This is a genomic window from Micromonospora sp. NPDC049240 (assembly GCF_040647835.1).
Taxonomy (GTDB): Bacteria; Actinomycetota; Actinomycetes; order Mycobacteriales; family Micromonosporaceae; genus Micromonospora.
Window position 1 is genome coordinate 34,981 of record NZ_JBEZCX010000022.1, and the last position, 15,624, is coordinate 50,604.

12 protein-coding genes, 1 pseudogene and 1 riboswitch are annotated in these 15,624 nt (G+C 73.6%); of the genes and pseudogenes, 7 read left to right on the forward strand and 6 right to left on the reverse strand.

What is annotated here, in order from left to right; translation table 11 throughout:
• Nucleotides 1–7: 7 nt before the first annotated feature.
• Entirely contained in the window at nucleotides 8–1,099 is a 1,092-nt protein-coding gene (locus tag AB0B02_RS26905) for a PLP-dependent cysteine synthase family protein (RefSeq protein ID WP_281943659.1), read from the forward strand.
• 13 nt (nucleotides 1,100–1,112) lie between these two features.
• On the opposite strand, the gene AB0B02_RS26910 is transcribed toward AB0B02_RS26905, so the two are convergent.
• On the reverse strand, nucleotides 1,113–2,012 hold the full coding sequence (locus tag AB0B02_RS26910) for an SDR family NAD(P)-dependent oxidoreductase (RefSeq protein ID WP_357304818.1): 900 nt from the start codon (nucleotides 2,010–2,012) through the stop codon (nucleotides 1,113–1,115).
• 91 nt (nucleotides 2,013–2,103) lie between these two features.
• On the opposite strand from AB0B02_RS26910, the gene AB0B02_RS26915 reads away from it, so the two are divergent.
• Complete coding sequence (locus AB0B02_RS26915) at nucleotides 2,104–2,664, forward strand: helix-turn-helix domain-containing protein (protein WP_357304821.1); 561 nt, start codon at nucleotides 2,104–2,106, stop codon at nucleotides 2,662–2,664.
• 16 nt (nucleotides 2,665–2,680) lie between these two features.
• Here the strand turns inward: AB0B02_RS26915 and AB0B02_RS26920 are convergent, their stop codons facing one another.
• From AB0B02_RS26920 to AB0B02_RS26935, 4 genes are all read right to left on the reverse strand, one after another.
• Nucleotides 2,681–3,301 carry a putative glycolipid-binding domain-containing protein gene (locus tag AB0B02_RS26920; RefSeq protein WP_357304824.1) on the reverse strand — a complete coding sequence of 207 codons (621 nt, stop codon included), beginning with the start codon at nucleotides 3,299–3,301 and terminating at the stop codon, nucleotides 2,681–2,683.
• A 108-nt stretch (nucleotides 3,302–3,409) separates the two neighbouring features.
• Nucleotides 3,410–5,485, reverse strand: coding sequence for a DEAD/DEAH box helicase (locus AB0B02_RS26925; RefSeq protein ID WP_357304827.1), 2,076 nt, complete (start codon nucleotides 5,483–5,485; stop codon nucleotides 3,410–3,412).
• Between the two features lie 187 nt (nucleotides 5,486–5,672).
• Nucleotides 5,673–7,451 carry a hypothetical protein gene (locus tag AB0B02_RS26930; protein WP_357304830.1) on the reverse strand — a complete coding sequence of 593 codons (1,779 nt, stop codon included), beginning with the start codon at nucleotides 7,449–7,451 and terminating at the stop codon, nucleotides 5,673–5,675.
• 110 nt (nucleotides 7,452–7,561) lie between these two features.
• Nucleotides 7,562–9,226: a C40 family peptidase gene (locus AB0B02_RS26935; protein ID WP_281943653.1), complete on the reverse strand. Its 1,665-nt coding sequence runs from the start codon at nucleotides 9,224–9,226 to the stop codon at nucleotides 7,562–7,564.
• Between the two features lie 230 nt (nucleotides 9,227–9,456).
• Here AB0B02_RS26935 and mqnE point away from each other — a divergent pair, with 230 nt between their 5' ends.
• From mqnE to AB0B02_RS26950, 3 genes are read left to right on the forward strand one after another with little or no spacing between them, the layout of a single operon-like run.
• Complete coding sequence (gene mqnE, locus AB0B02_RS26940; protein WP_281943652.1) at nucleotides 9,457–10,626, forward strand: aminofutalosine synthase MqnE; 1,170 nt, start codon at nucleotides 9,457–9,459, stop codon at nucleotides 10,624–10,626.
• 7 nt (nucleotides 10,627–10,633) lie between these two features.
• Nucleotides 10,634–11,095: a hypothetical protein gene (locus tag AB0B02_RS26945; RefSeq protein WP_357304835.1), complete on the forward strand. Its 462-nt coding sequence runs from the start codon at nucleotides 10,634–10,636 to the stop codon at nucleotides 11,093–11,095.
• 27 nt (nucleotides 11,096–11,122) lie between these two features.
• Nucleotides 11,123–11,401 (forward strand): DUF4229 domain-containing protein, encoded by a 279-nt coding sequence (locus AB0B02_RS26950; RefSeq protein WP_281943650.1) that lies wholly within the window; start codon nucleotides 11,123–11,125, stop codon nucleotides 11,399–11,401.
• A 59-nt stretch (nucleotides 11,402–11,460) separates the two neighbouring features.
• Here the strand turns inward: AB0B02_RS26950 and AB0B02_RS26955 are convergent, their stop codons facing one another.
• Nucleotides 11,461–12,801 carry a C39 family peptidase gene (locus AB0B02_RS26955; RefSeq protein WP_357304838.1) on the reverse strand — a complete coding sequence of 447 codons (1,341 nt, stop codon included), beginning with the start codon at nucleotides 12,799–12,801 and terminating at the stop codon, nucleotides 11,461–11,463.
• A 206-nt stretch (nucleotides 12,802–13,007) separates the two neighbouring features.
• Between AB0B02_RS26955 and AB0B02_RS26960 the strand changes: the two are divergent.
• Together AB0B02_RS26960 and AB0B02_RS26965 are read left to right on the forward strand one after the other, a co-directional pair.
• Nucleotides 13,008–14,318 (forward strand): annotated as a pseudogene (locus tag AB0B02_RS26960) (M14 family metallopeptidase); the annotation flags it as partial.
• A 120-nt stretch (nucleotides 14,319–14,438) separates the two neighbouring features.
• Nucleotides 14,439–14,532: riboswitch (cobalamin riboswitch) on the forward strand.
• 108 nt (nucleotides 14,533–14,640) lie between these two features.
• Complete coding sequence (locus tag AB0B02_RS26965) at nucleotides 14,641–15,573, forward strand: ABC transporter substrate-binding protein (protein ID WP_357304841.1); 933 nt, start codon at nucleotides 14,641–14,643, stop codon at nucleotides 15,571–15,573.
• Nucleotides 15,574–15,624 lie beyond the last annotated feature (51 nt).

Here is a 15,624-nt window from a genome sequence, read left to right on the forward strand (position 1 = left end):
TGCCGGCGTGACTCATCTCGACCGGTGTGACGAGGCCGCCCGGCGCTGGCTCACCGAGGCGATCGCCACGGTCGAGGCGGACGCCAATCGGTCCGCCGACACCCACCTCCTGCCGTTCCCGCTGCCCCGGGCGTGGGGGATCGACCTCTACCTCAAGGACGAGTCGGTGCACCCGACCGGCTCGCTCAAGCACCGGCTGGCCCGCTCGCTGTTCCTCTACGGGCTGTGCAACGGCTGGATCCGCCGGGACACCACGATCGTCGAGGCGTCGTCCGGGTCGACGGCGGTCTCCGAGGCGTACTTCGCGCGGATGCTCGGGTTGCCGTTCATCGCGGTCATGCCGGCCTCCACCTCGCCGGAGAAGATCGCCCAGATCGAGTTCCAGGGCGGGCGCTGCCACCTGGTCCGCGACCCGGCCAAGGTGGTGATCGAGGCGCGTTGGCTGGCCGAGGACACCGGCGGTCACTACATGGACCAGTTCACCTACGCCGAGCGGGCCACCGACTGGCGGGGCAACAACAACATCGCCGAGTCGATCTACGCGCAGCTCGCGCTGGAGCGGCACCCGGTGCCGGCCTGGATCGTGGTGGGCGCCGGCACCGGCGGCACCAGCGCCACCATCGGCCGGTACGCCCGCTACCGCCGGCTGCCCACGAAGCTGTGCGTGGTGGACCCGGAGAACTCCGCGTTCTACCCGGCGTGGCAGGCCGGCGACTGGTCGGTCCACACCGGTCGTGGCTCCCGGATCGAGGGCATCGGCCGGCCCGGCGTCGAGCCGTCCTTCCTGCCCAGCGTGGTGGACCGGATGGTGCAGGTGCCGGACGCCGCGTCGCTGGCCGCCATGCGCGCCGGCTCGGCGGTGCTCGGCCGCCGGGTCGGCGGCTCCACCGGCACCAACCTCTGGGGCGCGTTCGGGCTGATCGCCGAGATGCGCGCCGCCGGCCTGACCGGCTCGGTGGTGACGCTGATCTGCGACCCCGGCGACCGCTACGTCGACACGTACTACTCCGACCGGTGGGTGGCCGGGCAGGGCCTCGACCTCGCCCCGTACCTCACCGCCGTCGACCGGTTCCTGGACGACGGCACCTGGCCGGCCTGACCGGCGTCGGTCGTCATCGCAGGTCCGGCGGGTACTCGACAGCGGACCAGGTGCGGGCCCGGTCCCACAGTCGGCCGGCCAGAGCCGGGTCGTTCGCGGGCGCGGCGACCGGGTCGAGGTGCACCCGGTCGTCCGACTTCCGGTTGCCGGGGCCGATGAAGACCCCGCCCCGCGCTCCGGGGGCGGTGGCGGCGAACAGCAGCGGAACCGCCGCGCGTTCGGCCGGCCGGCCGATCAGCGCCTGGAGGACCGCCATCGTCGCGCGCAGGGCCGGGCGGCGGATGTCGTCGTTCAACGCGGTTCTCGCCAGCCCGGGATGGGCGACCAGGCTCTGCACCGGCCGGCCGGCGCGCCGCAACCGGCGGTCGAGTTCCAGGCCGAGGAGCAGGTTCGCGAGCTTGGACGTCACGTACGCCCGCGAGGGCGAGTAGGACCGCTCGGCGGCCGGGTCGTCGAAGGGCGGCGCCACCCGGAAGATCCGGTAGAGGCCGGACCCGACGTGCACGACGCGCCCGCCGTCGCGGATCAGGTCGAGCAGGCGACCGGTGAGCGCGAAGTGGCCGAGGAAGTTGGTGGCGAACTGCATCTCGATGCCCTGCGGGCTGAGCCGGCGGCCCTGGTGGCCGCCGATGCCGGCGTTGTTGACCAGCAGGTCGAGGGACCGCCCCTGTGCGTGCAGGCCGCTGGCGAAGGCGGCGACCGAGTCCAGGTCGGCGACGTCGAGCCGCCGCGCCTCGACCCCGGGCAGGACGCGTGCCGCCTTGTCCACGTCGCGGACCGCCGCGATCACGGTCGCGCCGTGCGCCGTCAACTGCCGCGCGACGACCAGGCCGAGCCCACTGGTCGCGCCGGTCACCACGGCCGTGCGGCCGGTCAGGTCGGGGATGTCGGCGAAGGTCCAGCTCACAGCCATGACAGCTCCTCAACGGATGCGCGATCCGATCGGATCATCTATCCGATCTGTGTCCAGCGTAGCAGGCGAGCGGATGAGTTATCCTTTCGCCATGTCGACAGGCCCGGGCGGACGGCTGCGGGCGGACTCCGCCCGGGTCCGCGAGCAGATGCTCACCGTGGCCGGTGCCCGGCTACGCGGCGGCGACCGCGACCTGCCGCTGAACGCGATCGCCAAGGCCGCCGGCGTCGGCGTGGGCACCGCCTACCGGCACTTCCCCAGCCGGCAGGTGCTGATCGAGGCGCTGGCGGCACAGAGCTTCACCCGGCTGGCGGCGGACGCGCGGGTGAGCGCCGCAGCCGCCGATCCCGTCGCCGGATTCGAGCGGCTGATGTCGACCGGGCTGCGGCTGCTCCGCGAGGAACCGGCGCTGGCCGAGGTGCTGGCCGCCCGCGACGACCTCACCGCCGACGCCGTCGCCCCGGCAGCCGATTTCTTCGACGCGCTCGACCACCTGCTCCACCGGGCCCGGCAGGCCGGCGCCGTCCGATCCGACATCACGACCGACGACCTGCGCAGCCTGATGTGCGGCGTGCAACACGCCGTGGCGATCAGCGACGCGGACGCCGCCGACCGCTACCTCGGCGTCCTGCTGCGCGGACTACGCGCCTGACCGGCCGGCCCGACGGTCAGCGCGGGTCGACCCGCTCCGCGAGCCCGGGATAGCGCACCACGAAGCCCTCCGGGTCGACCTCCAGGTCGGCCGTGAACCCGTCCCCGGCGTACCGCACCCGGCCCGGTCCCAGCGAGGTGTAGACCTGCTCGGCGGGGAGCACCGTCAGGCCGGGCAGCAGCACCCACACCACCGTCACGCTCGTCGCCAGGTCGGCGGGGAGCCGGCCCAGCCCGATCCGGCGGATCGGCAGCGTGTTGGTAAGCGGGGAACCGCCCAGGTCGACGTCGAGCGCCTCGGCCAGCCGGTCCGGGTCATCCGTACCCGGCAGACCCACGGGCGGATGCCCGGCCGCCCGCAGCGCCGCGTCCAGGTCCCCCTCCTCGCCGGTACGCACTCGCCACCCGTCGCCGCCCCGCTCCAGGCGTACGCTCCGCGCCCAGCCGGCGCCGTCCGCGTCGACCTCCAGACGGCTGGTCGACCAGTCCGGCGCGACCGTCAGGCGGTAACGGCAGGTGTACGGGATCGGGTCCACGGCCAGCGCCACGCCCTGCGCGGTCAGCCCCTGGCGGTCGTCGAGCACGACGTGCTCGGATCCGGCGGTGTCGGTCCGGGCCCAGAAGAGCGACTTCGGCATGGACCGGACGTTACGCGACCCGCCGGGTACCGGCAGCGGATGCGCGAACGCCGCCGCCGAGCGGGTGCTCGACGACGGCGTTCGAAGTGATCTCCCGGAGGCTCGGGATCAGTGGGTACGGGCCGGCGGGCGCCCGCCGAAACCGCGCCGGTCGTCGCGCGGCCGGTCGTCCCGGCCCCGGCCCTCGGGACGGAAGCCGCCCCGACGCTCGGCCGGCCGGGCCTCGCCCCGGTCCCCGAAGCGCCGCTCGGTGCTGCCGTCGCGGTCCCCGAAGCGCCGCTCGGTGCCGCCGTCCCGGTCCCCGAAGCGCCGCTGGGCGCTGCCGTCGCGGTCCCCGAAGCGCCGCTCGCCCTGCGGGCGGTCCCCGTGGCGGCGCTCGCCGAAGTCGCGCCCGCCGGTGGGGCGGTCGTCGCGTCCCCGGTCGTCCCGGTCGAAGCCGCGCCCGCCGGTCGGCCGGTGCCGGTCCCCGAACGGCCGGTCGCCGCCGGTCCGGTCGCGCTGCGCCCGCTCGCCGAAGCGCCGGTCGTCGGACTGCCGGCCCTCGAAGCGGTCACCGCGGTCGTCGGACCGCCGGTCGCCGAAGCGCCGGTCGGTCCGGTCGCTACCGAACCGGTCCCCGAAGCCGCGCTCGCCGGTCGGCCGGTCGCCGTAGCGGCGCTCACCGCTGGGTCGGTCGCCGTATCCGCGTCCGCCGGTGGGCCGGTCGCCGAAGCTGCGCTCACCGCTGGGCCGGTCGCCGTAGCGGCGCTCGCCGCTGGGCCGGTCGCCGTAGCGGCGCTCGCCGCTGGGCCGGTCGCCGTAGCGGCGCTCGCCGCTGGGCCGGTCGCCGTATCCGCGTCCGCCGGTGGGCCGGTCGCCGAAGCTGCGTCCGCCGGTGGGCCGGTCGCCGTAGCCGCGTCCGTCCCGGTCGCCGAAGCGGCGGGGGCCGCCGCCACGGCGGGGCTCCGGCTCCTCGCGGACCGGTACGCCGCTGGGCTCGCGCGCGCCGGTCAGCTCGGCCAGCGCCTCGTCGCCGGCGCGGACCCGAGCCTGGGACGGCTCGACGCCCGCCTTCTCCAGCATGGCCAACGTGGTCCGGCGCTGCTTCGGCAGCACCAGGGTCGCCACCGCGCCGGACTCGCCGGCCCGGGCGGTGCGGCCGGCCCGGTGCAGGTAGTCCTTCGGGTCCTTCGGCGGGTCCACGTGCAGCACCAGCGAGACCCCGTCGACATGGATGCCCCGGGCCGCCACGTCGGTGGCGACCAGCACGTTCATCCGGCCCTCGCGGAACTCGGCAAGCGTCCTGGTGCGCATCCGCTGGGTCTTTCCGCCGTGCAGGCCACCGGCCCGTACGCCGACCGCGGTGAGCTGCTCGACCAGCCGGTCGACGCCGAGCTGCGTACGGGCGAAGACCATGGTGCGCCCCTCACGGGCGGCGATGGACGCCGTCACCGCGAACTTGTCGTGCGGCGGGATCAGCAGCATGTGGTGATCCATGGTGGACACCGCCGCGGTGGCCGGCGCGGTCGAGTGGGTGACCGGGTCGGTCATGAACCGCTTGACCAGCGAGTCGACGTCGTTGTCCAGAGTGGCCGAGAAGAGCAGCCGCTGGGCGTCCGCAGGCGTCTTCGCCAGCAGCTCGGTGACCTCGGGCAGGAAGCCCATGTCGGCCATCTGGTCGGCCTCGTCCAGCACGGTGACCTCGACGTCGTCGAGCCGGCAGACACCGCGCGCGATCAGGTCGCCGAGCCGCCCCGGCGTGGCCACCACGATCTCCACGCCCCGGCGGAGCGCGTCGATCTGCCGGTCGTACGGCACGCCGCCGACCGCGGTCTTCAGGAAGATGCCCACCGCCTTGCCGAGCGGCACCAGCGCGTCGTTGACCTGCATGGCCAGCTCGCGGGTGGGAACCAGGACCAGCGCGCGGGGGTGCAGCGGCCGGGCCCGGTTGCGGTCGGCGAGCCGGGCGATCACCGGCAGGCCGAAGGCGAGCGTCTTGCCGGAGCCGGTCTGGCCCCGGCCGAGCACGTCGCGGCCGGCGAGCGCGTCCGGCACGGTGGCCCGCTGGATCTCGAACGGGGTGGTGATGCCCTGCCGGGCGAGCGCGTCGACCACCTGCGCCGGAAGGCCGAGCGAGGCGAAGTCGGGGGCGTCGGTGATCGGGTCGGTGGACGGGGACATGCTGGATTCAGCGAAGGTGGTCAAGAAATACCTTTCGAGCGGGGCGCATCTTCGCGATGGCCTGCCGCGGCACCGTCACGCCGCCGAATCGCCCGCAAGATCGCCCATGGGCGCGCAGTCGGGCGCGCCGGGTCAGTGATCCCGACAAGTGTACGGCGCTTCACCGACACGGCCACCGCATCGCGCGGCCGTAGTGGGCGGGCTCACCCCGTCAGCGCGTCAGCACGGTGCCGGTCAGGCCGCTCAGCGCGTCGTTGGCCAGGAACACCACGAGCAGACTGATGGCGATCAGCGCCGTCAGTGCGACGGCCAACACGATGATGACCTTGGTGTTGCTGGCCCGGCTGGCCGGGGTGTCCTCGGCCCAGCCCTGGGCCAGGATGTGCCCGGTCAGCGAACCGGTGTTCTCCGACGGACTGCTCTGCGGGAGCGCGACCGTGGCGAAGCCCGGGCCCTCCGTGCCGCCGTACGCGGTTCCGGCCAGGTCCTGACTGCCGAGCTGCGGGCGTACCGGAGGGGCGGTTTCGGTCTGCCGTGCGGAAGCGGCCGGCGGCGGCCAGGTCGGCGGCGCCGGCGCCGGGACGGCCGGGGCCGGCGGCGCGGACGTGGGGGGCCAGACCGGCTGCGCTCCGGGCACGCCGGCCATCGCCGGCGGCGGCGGGAACGGGGGCGCGGGCATCGGGCCGGGCGGCGGTGGTGGCGGAGGCACCGCCGGCCCCGGGGGCGGCACGGGTGGCCCGGGCATCGGCGGAACCGGCCCCGGCGGAACCGGCCCCGGCGGATTCGGTCCGGGCGGATTCGGGGACGGAGCCGGCACGGGGGCGGGCACCGGGGGCGTCGGGCGGAGCGGGGGCTCCGGCTCGGGTACGGGCGGAGCCGGTGACGGGGGCGTCGGCCCGGGCACCGGGGTCGGAGCCGGCTCGGGCTCGGGGCCCGGCGGGGACGGCGGCTGCGCCGGCTCCGGCGGCTGGGCGGGCTCCGGCGGTTCCGGGTTGACCGGGGCGGCCCGGTAGAGCTTCGCGGCGGTGGGCGCGGCCGCCACCGACACGGCGACCTCGTCGGCCGAGACCCGGCTCAGGCCGGGTACCGAAGCGCTGGCCCGGGCGGGCGCTGCCGGGGAGTCGGTGCGTGGCGCGGGCGTGACCCGGCCGGCGACCCGGTCGGCCGGCTGCTGCCCGGCGTCGCCGACGGGGCGGGCGTACCGGCTCGCGTCCGGGGACTCCGCGCGCGGCGCGGGCACCTGAGCGGCCCCGGAGACCTGAGCGGCCCCGGAGACCTGGGCAGAGCCGGGCACCTGGGTTGAGCCGGGCACCTGGGCGGAGCCGGAGATCCGGGCGGCGCTGGGGGCCGGGGCGGCACCGGAGGCCGGGGTGGCCGGGGAGTCGCCGTCGGTCGGGCCCGCCGCGGCGTCGTCGGGAGCCGGCCCGGAATGGTCGGCGGCGTCCACGGTCGGAACGGGTGCCGGCGTCGCGGCGGCCGGAAGCGGGGTCGGGGCCGCCGGAGTTGGGGCCGCCGGAGTTGGGGCCGCCGGGGTCGGGGCCGCCGGAGTTGGGGCCGCCGGGGTTGGGGCGGCCGGGATCGGGGCGGCCAGGGCCGGGGCGGCCGGCGATGGCGGGATCGGGGCCACCGGAACCGGCGTCGGCGGCGTCGAGGCGGCCGGCGAACCGGCGTCGTCGTCGGTCGAGGCCGGCCGGTCGGCCGCCGCGAAGGCGGACCAACTGGACGGCGGCGAGACGGTCGCCCCGGGGCGGCGGCGGTCCAGCGGCGGGACGCTCTCCGCCGGGGCACCCGCCCGGTAGGTGGTGGCGGTGGCCGGCGGACCGGGCCGTTCCCCGCCCGACGGCGGCGCTACGGCCGAGCCGGCCACGCTGACCCGGGCCCGCGCGACGGCGACCGGCGCCGGCTGCGCCGGGCGCTCGTCGGCGTTCCCGCCGGGGTCGGGCGTGGATCCCGGTTGGACCGTCTCCGCCGGAACCTCGTGCTCGCCCATCTCGCCCCTCCGCACCCACGCTCGCCCCCGACCGTGGCGCCGGCCGGAAGTGCCTGGATCTCACCGTGCCACATTCCGGCCCGGGAACACAGTCGGAGCGGACGGTTGGGTCAGCCGGTGCTGGTCGGGCTGGCGGACTTGCTGCCGGCCGTGCTCTCCGTCGGCTTCGCCGTGCTGCTCGACGGCGCGGCGGCGCTCTCGGTCGGTTCCGCCGAGGTCGACGACGGCGCGACGGTGGCGGTGCGGCTCGGCGACGGGCTCGGCGTGTCCGACGGGGTGGGCGTCGGGCTGGTGCTCGTCGACGGGGTGGGCGTCGGACTGGACGTGGTCGGCGTGGGCTTCGGCGTGGCGGTCTTCGTCGGCTTCGGCGTGGGCTTCGGCGTGGCGGTCTTCGTCGGCTTCGGCGTCGGCTTCGGCGTGGTGCCGGGCTTCGGCGGGTTGACCGGCACGGTCGGGAGCGGCACCGGCGTGGCGGGCCCGGGGACGGCGCCGACCACCCGGGTCGCCGCGTAGAGCCGGGACCACCGGACCACCGAGATCTTGACCACGTCGCCGGTCCGCGGCGCCTCCACCATCTTGCCGTTACCGATGTACATGGCGACGTGGTGGATGCTGCTCCAGCTACCGCCGGAGGCGAAGAAGAGTAGGTCACCTGGGAGGAGGGCGGTCGGGCTGACGGTGCGGGAGCGGGTCGCGTAGTACTGGTCCCGGGAGACGCGGGGCAGGCCCCGGTAGCCGGCCGACTGGTAGGCGGCGAGCATCAGACCGGAGCAGTCGAACCGGTCCGGGCCCTCCGCCGCCCAGAGGTAGGGGTCGCCCAACTGGGCCAGGGCGTAGCGCACGGCGGTCAGCGCCCGCGGGTCGGCGACCAGGCCGTTGATGCTCTGGTTGACGACGTACGGGTTGCCGAGCCGCTGCTCGGCGGCGTCCTCGCGGCGCTCGATGTCGAGCAGTTTGGCGGCGTTGTCGCGGCGGAGCTTGAGCAGCGCGGCTTCCTGCTTGTGCAGGTCGGTCTCGACCCGGGTGAACTCCGCGGTCTTCTCGGTGACCCGGCGCTGGACCGAGGCGTGCGCCTCGCGCGCGACCCGCTCGTCGGTGGTGGCGCGCAGCAGCTCGCCGGTCACCGACGTGGTGGCCCCCTCGGCCTTGTCGCCCCGGGTGATCCGCTGGAGATCGGAGAACTGGCGCAGGCTGGCGCCGAACTCGCCGGGCGGCAGCGCGGCGTCGGCCTTGACCGCGTCGGCGGCGGCGCTCTTGGCGTTCTCCTGGGCCCGGGCCAGCGCGGCCTGGGCCTCCTTGAGCCGGGCGGCGGCGGTGGTCAGCTCGGCCTGGGCCGCGTCCCGCTCACCCTTGACCCGCAGGAGGTTGTCGCCGAGCTGGGCGACCTGACCGTCGACCTGGTTGATCTGCGCGATCAGCGGCCCGTCGGCCGGGTTCGTGACGCCGGTCGTGGCACCCGGCAGGACCGGTGCGCCGCCGGGCACGGTGGCCCCGGGCAGGCCGGGCACCGGGACGCCGGGCTGGCCGGGGACGGTGGCGCCGGGTCGGCCGGGGACGGTGGCGCCCGGCACGGTGGGAAGCTGGAGCGGGCCGGTCACCTGCGGCCGGGACCCGGTGCTGGGAATGGTGTCGGGCAGCGGATCGGCCCAGGCCGGGGTCGCGAGCGCCGCAGCCGCGACCGCCCCGAGCAGGGCGGACCAGAGCGCCGGGCGCAGCACCGGTGAGATCACCGGTGAGCGTCGCCGTCGCCTTCGGGCCTTGGTGCTGTCGACCATTCCGCTCCCCGTCCGGTCTGGTGCGCGCCACGCGTCGTGGGCGTGATGAGACAGGGCGACCCCTGGTGTGTGTTCCGCCCCACCCTGTCTTACCTCACCGACGCAACGATGTCGATGTGCGGAGCGTGACGACCGGTGAACTGGGTCGCTGCGGTCGACCGCGCGGGCGGCGCTCCGGACCCGCGACGTACGCTCGATCGGGACCCCAGGTGGAAGGACGTGGCTTTCGGATGGACGCCGGACTCAAGCGCGAGCTCGAAGCGAAGGTCTACGCGGGGGAGCGGCTGACCCGCGAGGACGGCATCGCGCTCTACGCGAGCGACGACCTGACCTGGTTGGGCCGGCTGGCCCACCACAGGCGTACGGAGCTCAACGGCGACCGGGTGATGTTCAACGTCAACCGGCACCTCAACCTGACCAACGTCTGTTCCGCGTCGTGCGCGTACTGCTCGTTCCAGCGCAAGCCGGGCGAGAAGGACGCCTACACGATGCGGATCGACGAGGCGGTCCGCAAGGCCAAGGAGATGGAGGACGAGCAGCTCACCGAGCTGCACATCGTCAACGGCCTGCATCCGACGCTGCCCTGGCGCTACTACCCCAAGGTGCTGCGTGAGCTGAAGGCCGCGCTGCCGAAGGTCAACCTCAAGGCGTTCACCGCGACCGAGGTGCAGTGGTTCGAGAAGATCAGCGGGCTGACCGCCGACGCGATCCTCGACGAGCTGATGGACGCCGGGCTGGAGTCGCTGACCGGCGGCGGCGCGGAGATCTTCGACTGGGAGGTCCGGCAGCACATCGTCGACCACGCCTGCCACTGGGAGGACTGGTCGCGGATCCACCGGTTGGCCCACTCGAAGGGCATGAAGACGCCGTCGACCATGCTCTACGGCCACATCGAGGAGCCCCGGCACCGGGTCGACCACGTGCTGCGGCTGCGCGAGTTGCAGGACGAGACCGGGGGCTTCCAGGTCTTCATCCCGCTGCGCTACCAGCACGACTTCGTCGACTCGGCGGACGGCAAGGTCCGTAACCGGATTCAGGCCCGCACCACGATGGCCTCCCCGGCCGAGTCGCTCAAGACGTTCGCGGTCTCCCGCCTGCTGTTCGACAACGTCCCACACGTGAAGTGCTTCTGGGTCATGCACGGCCTCTCGGTGGCCCAGCTCTCGCTGAACTTCGGCGTGGACGACCTGGACGGTTCGGTGGTGGAATACAAGATCACGCACGACGCCGACTCGTACGGCACGCCGAACACCATGCACCGGGACGACCTGCTCCACCTGATCTGGGACGCCGGCTTCCGCCCGGTGGAGCGGAACACCCGCTACGAGACCGTCCGTGAGTACGATGCCGCGCCGTCGATGGCCGAGCGCCGCTCCGAGCCGCAGCAGGTCTGGGCCTGACCCGGCGATGAGCACCGGCAGGTCTGGGCCTGACCCGGCGACGAGCACCGGGGAGCAGCAGCGCGGCTTTCCTCGGCGGGACGCCGAGGGACGCATCCTGACGCTCGGTGACCTGCTCGGCGTGACGCTCGCCGGCCTGGTCATCGGCGTGCTGGCGCTGCTGCTCTTCGAGTGGGCGTTCGCCGCCGTCGGCGCCGGCGGGTTCGGGGGGACCAACGGCTGGCTGGCGGTGATCCTGCCGCTCTGGCTGTTCTGGGACGACTTCCGGGCCTGGGAGTTCGGCGCCGCCCGGGTGCTGGCGGCGCTGGTCGGGCTCGGGGTCGGCGTGCTGGCCGGGTTGCTGGCGGCCGGGCTGGCCGCGGGGCTGCCGGCGCTGTTCACCGGCGCGCTGGCCGCGGCGGTTTTCACCGTGGTCTACGCGGTGATCTGGTTTCATGGCGTGCACTGGCTGGCCCGGCGGACGGGCTGAGGCGGCGGAGAGAGTGGGAATGCGGGCATGAGCGCGGCGGTCAAGTACACGCTGGGCCGGATCGGGCTGTTCGTCGCGGTGCTGGCGGCCCTCTGGTTCGTCGAGATGAACATGTTCCTGCGGCTGATGCTGGCGTTGGTCTTCTCCGCCACGCTGTCGTTCTTCCTGCTGAAGGGGTGGCGGGACGAGATGGCCGGGGAGATGGCCGACGCGGCGGAGCGCCGTCGCGCCGAGAAGGACCGGCTGCGCTCCGCCCTGGCCGGCGACGACCAGCCCACCGACGCGCCGGGCGAGCCCCGAGGCTGAGTGGTGAGGAGGAGCCCCTTCTCGACGCCAGGCGTCAACAAGGGGCCCCTCCTTTCAGCTCACCAGTTGGTGGAGTTGGGGACGGTGGGCCAGGGGCGGTTCAGCGGCTTGATCAGGTACGCGATGCCGCCGGAGCCGGAGGCCACGGTGCCGTTGGCCCGGTAGCGCTTGGTGCGCTGCCAGATCTGCTCGAACTGCTCGCGCTTGTAGACGTTGCGCACCGCCTCGTTCGACGACGACGCCGGGTCGTTGACGATCACGTCGCCGTCGGCGGTGAAGCCGACGATCACGAACAGGTGCCCGGAGGTGCCGTAGTTCGCCCCGTCCAGCTCCTCGGCCAGGAACGACTGCGACGTGACCACCGGAATGCCGGCCTTGATGAACCGTTCCGCCTCGTCCAGCGAGTGCAGGCGGGTGACGCGCGCCTCCAGACCGGGGAAGCCGGCGGCGTACGCGGTGTTGAACGGCCAGTTGCCGGCGCCGTCGTACTCGTGGTCGTAGGTCATCCGGGCGGCGTGGTCGACGGTCGGGTCGGCGTAGGCGGGGTCGACCCAGGAGGTGTCCTCGGCCGAGGGTTTACGTCCCCAGTACTCGACCACCATCTCGGTGGAGGTGGGCGAGCACCACGCCTCGCCGCCACCGTCGTACTCCGGGTACTCGCCGATGTGGACGTTCTGCGAGTAGCGGGGCACGGCCAGCTCGGTCCCCCAGGCGATGCCACCCCGGCTCGGCGTGACAGTGAACCGGTCCGGCACGTTCGAGGCCATCGCGCCGACCATCCGGACCTGCGGCGCGGCGGCCTGTCCGGGCGCGCGGTAGAGCGTGAGCCGGAGCTGGTACGAGCGCAGCAGCACCCCGGCCGAGGCGTCGTCGACGGCGAACGTGTCGGTCCAGATGCTCGACCAGGGGTCACCCTGACCGTCCAGCGTGGCCCGCTTGATGTCCTGGTCGCCGGAGGCCCACCGGCCCATCACGTACCACGGGGTCTGGGCCCCGGTGTTGTAGGTGCCGTGCAGCTCGACCTGGATCCAGGTGCCGGCGGGGGTGCTGGCGTTCCAGGACGCGACGAGTTCGGTGGCGTCGAAACCGATCCGCCGCTCGGGTGAGGTCCAGGTGGCGTACTCCCAGGTGCGGGTGGTGCCGGTGTGTTCGTCGGTGAACTCGCCTGTGCCGGCGGGCCGGGCGATGGTGAGTGCCGGCTGGCGGCCGGGCACGGCCCGGGTGCCCTGGTGCGTGCCGGTACGCCAGTCGGGGTAGCGGGAGAACTCCTGGAACGTGATCTGTTCGTCGTGGGTGACGCCCGGCCGGGGGCCGTGGGCCTGGGCGGGTGCGGTGGTGCCGAGCAGGGTGAGCGCGGTCAGGCCGGCGAGGGCGACCGCGCGCAGGGGTCTTCCGAACATGGCAGCTCCACGGGGAAACGGCATCGTTGCCGTTCACTGTCGTCCTTGGCGGGAAGTTTCGCCAGATGTTCAGCCATGGAAAATCATTGCCGACGTGAGGATCAGGTCGGGATGGTTCATGACAACGACGGATGTTGATATGACCATGTGACTGCTGGTGGAGTGTGCGGACAACGGGATCTCCCCGTACCCCGAGGAGGTTGTCCATGGCCCTCCGCACGTCCCCGCTGCGCCGCCGGCTCGCGTTCGTCGCCGCCGTCGGCCTGATCCTGGTCACCGCCGCCGCCGGGCCGGCCGCCGCCCGCCCCGACCCGGACCGGGCCGGCGAGTCGGCCGCCGTCGCCTACCGGGTGCTCGGCCCGCGCACCGTCGCCGACCGCACCGCGGTCGCCCGCACCGGCGCCGCCATCGACTACTCCGAACACGGCGTGCTGCACGTCACGGCCACCACCGCCGAGGCGAACGCGATCACCCGGCTCGGCTTCCGGCTGGAGAAGGATGTCGCCCCGGCGCCGGCCGGCGGCGCGACCGCGTACGCGTTCCCGCCCGCCGACTCGAACTACCACGACTACGCCGAGCTGACCGCGGTGGTGAACCAGGTGGTCGCCGACCACCCGAGCATCGCCCGCAAACTCAGCATCGGCACGTCCTACCAGGGCCGGGACCTGATGGCCGTGAAGATCTCCGACAACGTCGGCACCGACGAGAGCGAGCCGGAGATCCTGTTCAACGCCCAGCAGCACGCCCGCGAGCACCTGACCGTCGAGATGGCGATCTACCTGCTCAACCTGTTCACCGACAACTACGGCACCGACTCCCGGATCACCAACATCGTGAACTCCCGGGAGATCTGGATCGTGCCCACCGTCAACCCGGACGGCAGCGAGTACGACATCGCCACCGGCTCCTACCGCTCCTGGCGGAAGAACCGGCAGCCCAACAGCGGCTCCACGTACGTCGGCACCGACCTGAACCGCAACTGGGGCTACCAGTGGGGCTGCTGCGGCGGCTCGTCCGGCACGAAGTCGTCGGACACCTACCGCGGCCCGTCCGCCTTCTCCGCCCCGGAGACCGCCGCGCTGCGCAACTTCGTCAACAGCCGGGTCGTCGGCGGGGTGCAGCAGATCAAGGCGAACATCGACTTCCACACCTATTCCCAGCTGGTGCTCTGGCCGTACGGCTACACGTACAGCAACACCGCCACCGGGATGACCGCCGACCAGTACAACACGTTCGCCACCATCGGCCAGCAGATGGCGGCCAGCAACGGCTACACCCCGGAGCAGTCCAGCGACCTCTACATCGCGGACGGCACCAGCATCGACTGGATGTGGGGCACCCACAAGATCTGGGCGTACACGTTCGAGATGTACCCCGGCTCGGCCTCCGGCGGGGGCTTCTACCCGCCCGACGAGGTGATCCCGGCGCAGACCTCGCGCAACCGGGACGCCGTGCTGACGCTCTCCGAGTACGCCGACTGCCCGTACCGGGCGATCGGCAAGCAGAGCCAGTACTGCTGACCTCACCCGGCGGCGGGGACCCCGGCTCCACCCCCACCGGGGTCCCCGCCCACCCCGCCCGTCCCGGTGATCTTCGCTGGTCGTGCGCTACGGTGGCACCGACCGTGCCACAGCGAAGCCGGTGCGAAACCGGCGCTGTCCCGCAACTGTGATGCCCCGTACGGTCGGCGTCGGCCTCCCGCCGGCGCCGACGGACGTGGGACGAGCCAGGTCGCCTGCCGCCCGGTCGCGACACGCGCCTTCGAGGAAGGGCGCCTCGCGGACGGGCCCTCCCACCCTGTCGGCGAAGCACCACGCTCCTCGACCGACAGGAGGACCTGTGACCCGACGTACCCCTCGGCTCTTCGCCACCGCGCTCGCGGCCGGCGTGCTGCTGCTCGGCGGCTGCGCCGAGAAGACCTCGACCGACACCCCCGCCACCGGCGCGTCCGGCGGCTCGTTCCCCGCCAGCGTGGGCAACCTGACGCTGGAGAAGCGCCCCGAGAAGATCGTCTCGCTGTCGCCGACCTCGACCGAGATGCTCTTCGCCATCGGCGCCGGCAAGCAGGTCACCGCCGTCGACGACCAGTCGAACTACCCGGCGGACGCGCCGAAGACCGACCTCTCCGGCTACCAGCCGAACGCCGAGGCGATCGCCGCGAAGAGCCCCGACCTGGTGGTGATCACCAATGACACCAACAAGATCGCCAGCCAGCTCGTCGCGCTGAAGATCCCGGTCCTGCTCACCCCGGCCGCGACCACGCTCGACGACACGTACCGGCAGCTCACCGACCTGGGCAAGCTCACCGGCCACCCGGCCGAGGCGAACGCCGTGGTGCGGAAGATGAAGGACGACATCACCGCGCTCACCAAGGACCTGCCCAAGCGCGCCGAGAAGCTGACCTACTACCACGAGCTGGGCCCGGAGCTGTACACCGCGACCAGCAAGACGTTCATCGGCACCATCTACGCGCTCGCCGGGCTGGAGAACATCGCCGACCCGGCCGACGCCGGCGGCAAGAGCGGCGGCTACCCGCAGCTCTCCCAGGAGGTCATCGTCAAGGCGAACCCCGATTTCGTCTTCCTGGCCGACACCAAGTGCTGCCAGCAGAGCGCCGACACGGTCAAGGCGCGCAGCGGGTGGGCCGGCCTCACCGCGGTCAAGAACAACCAGGTCGTGGCGCTTGACGACGACATCGCCTCGCGTTGGGGCCCGCGCGTCGTCGAGCTGCTGAAGGCGATCGTCGACGCCACCGCCAAGGTTCCGGCCTGACCGTGGCCGTACGACCGGCGGACCCCGTGCCGGCCGGGACGCCCGACGCGT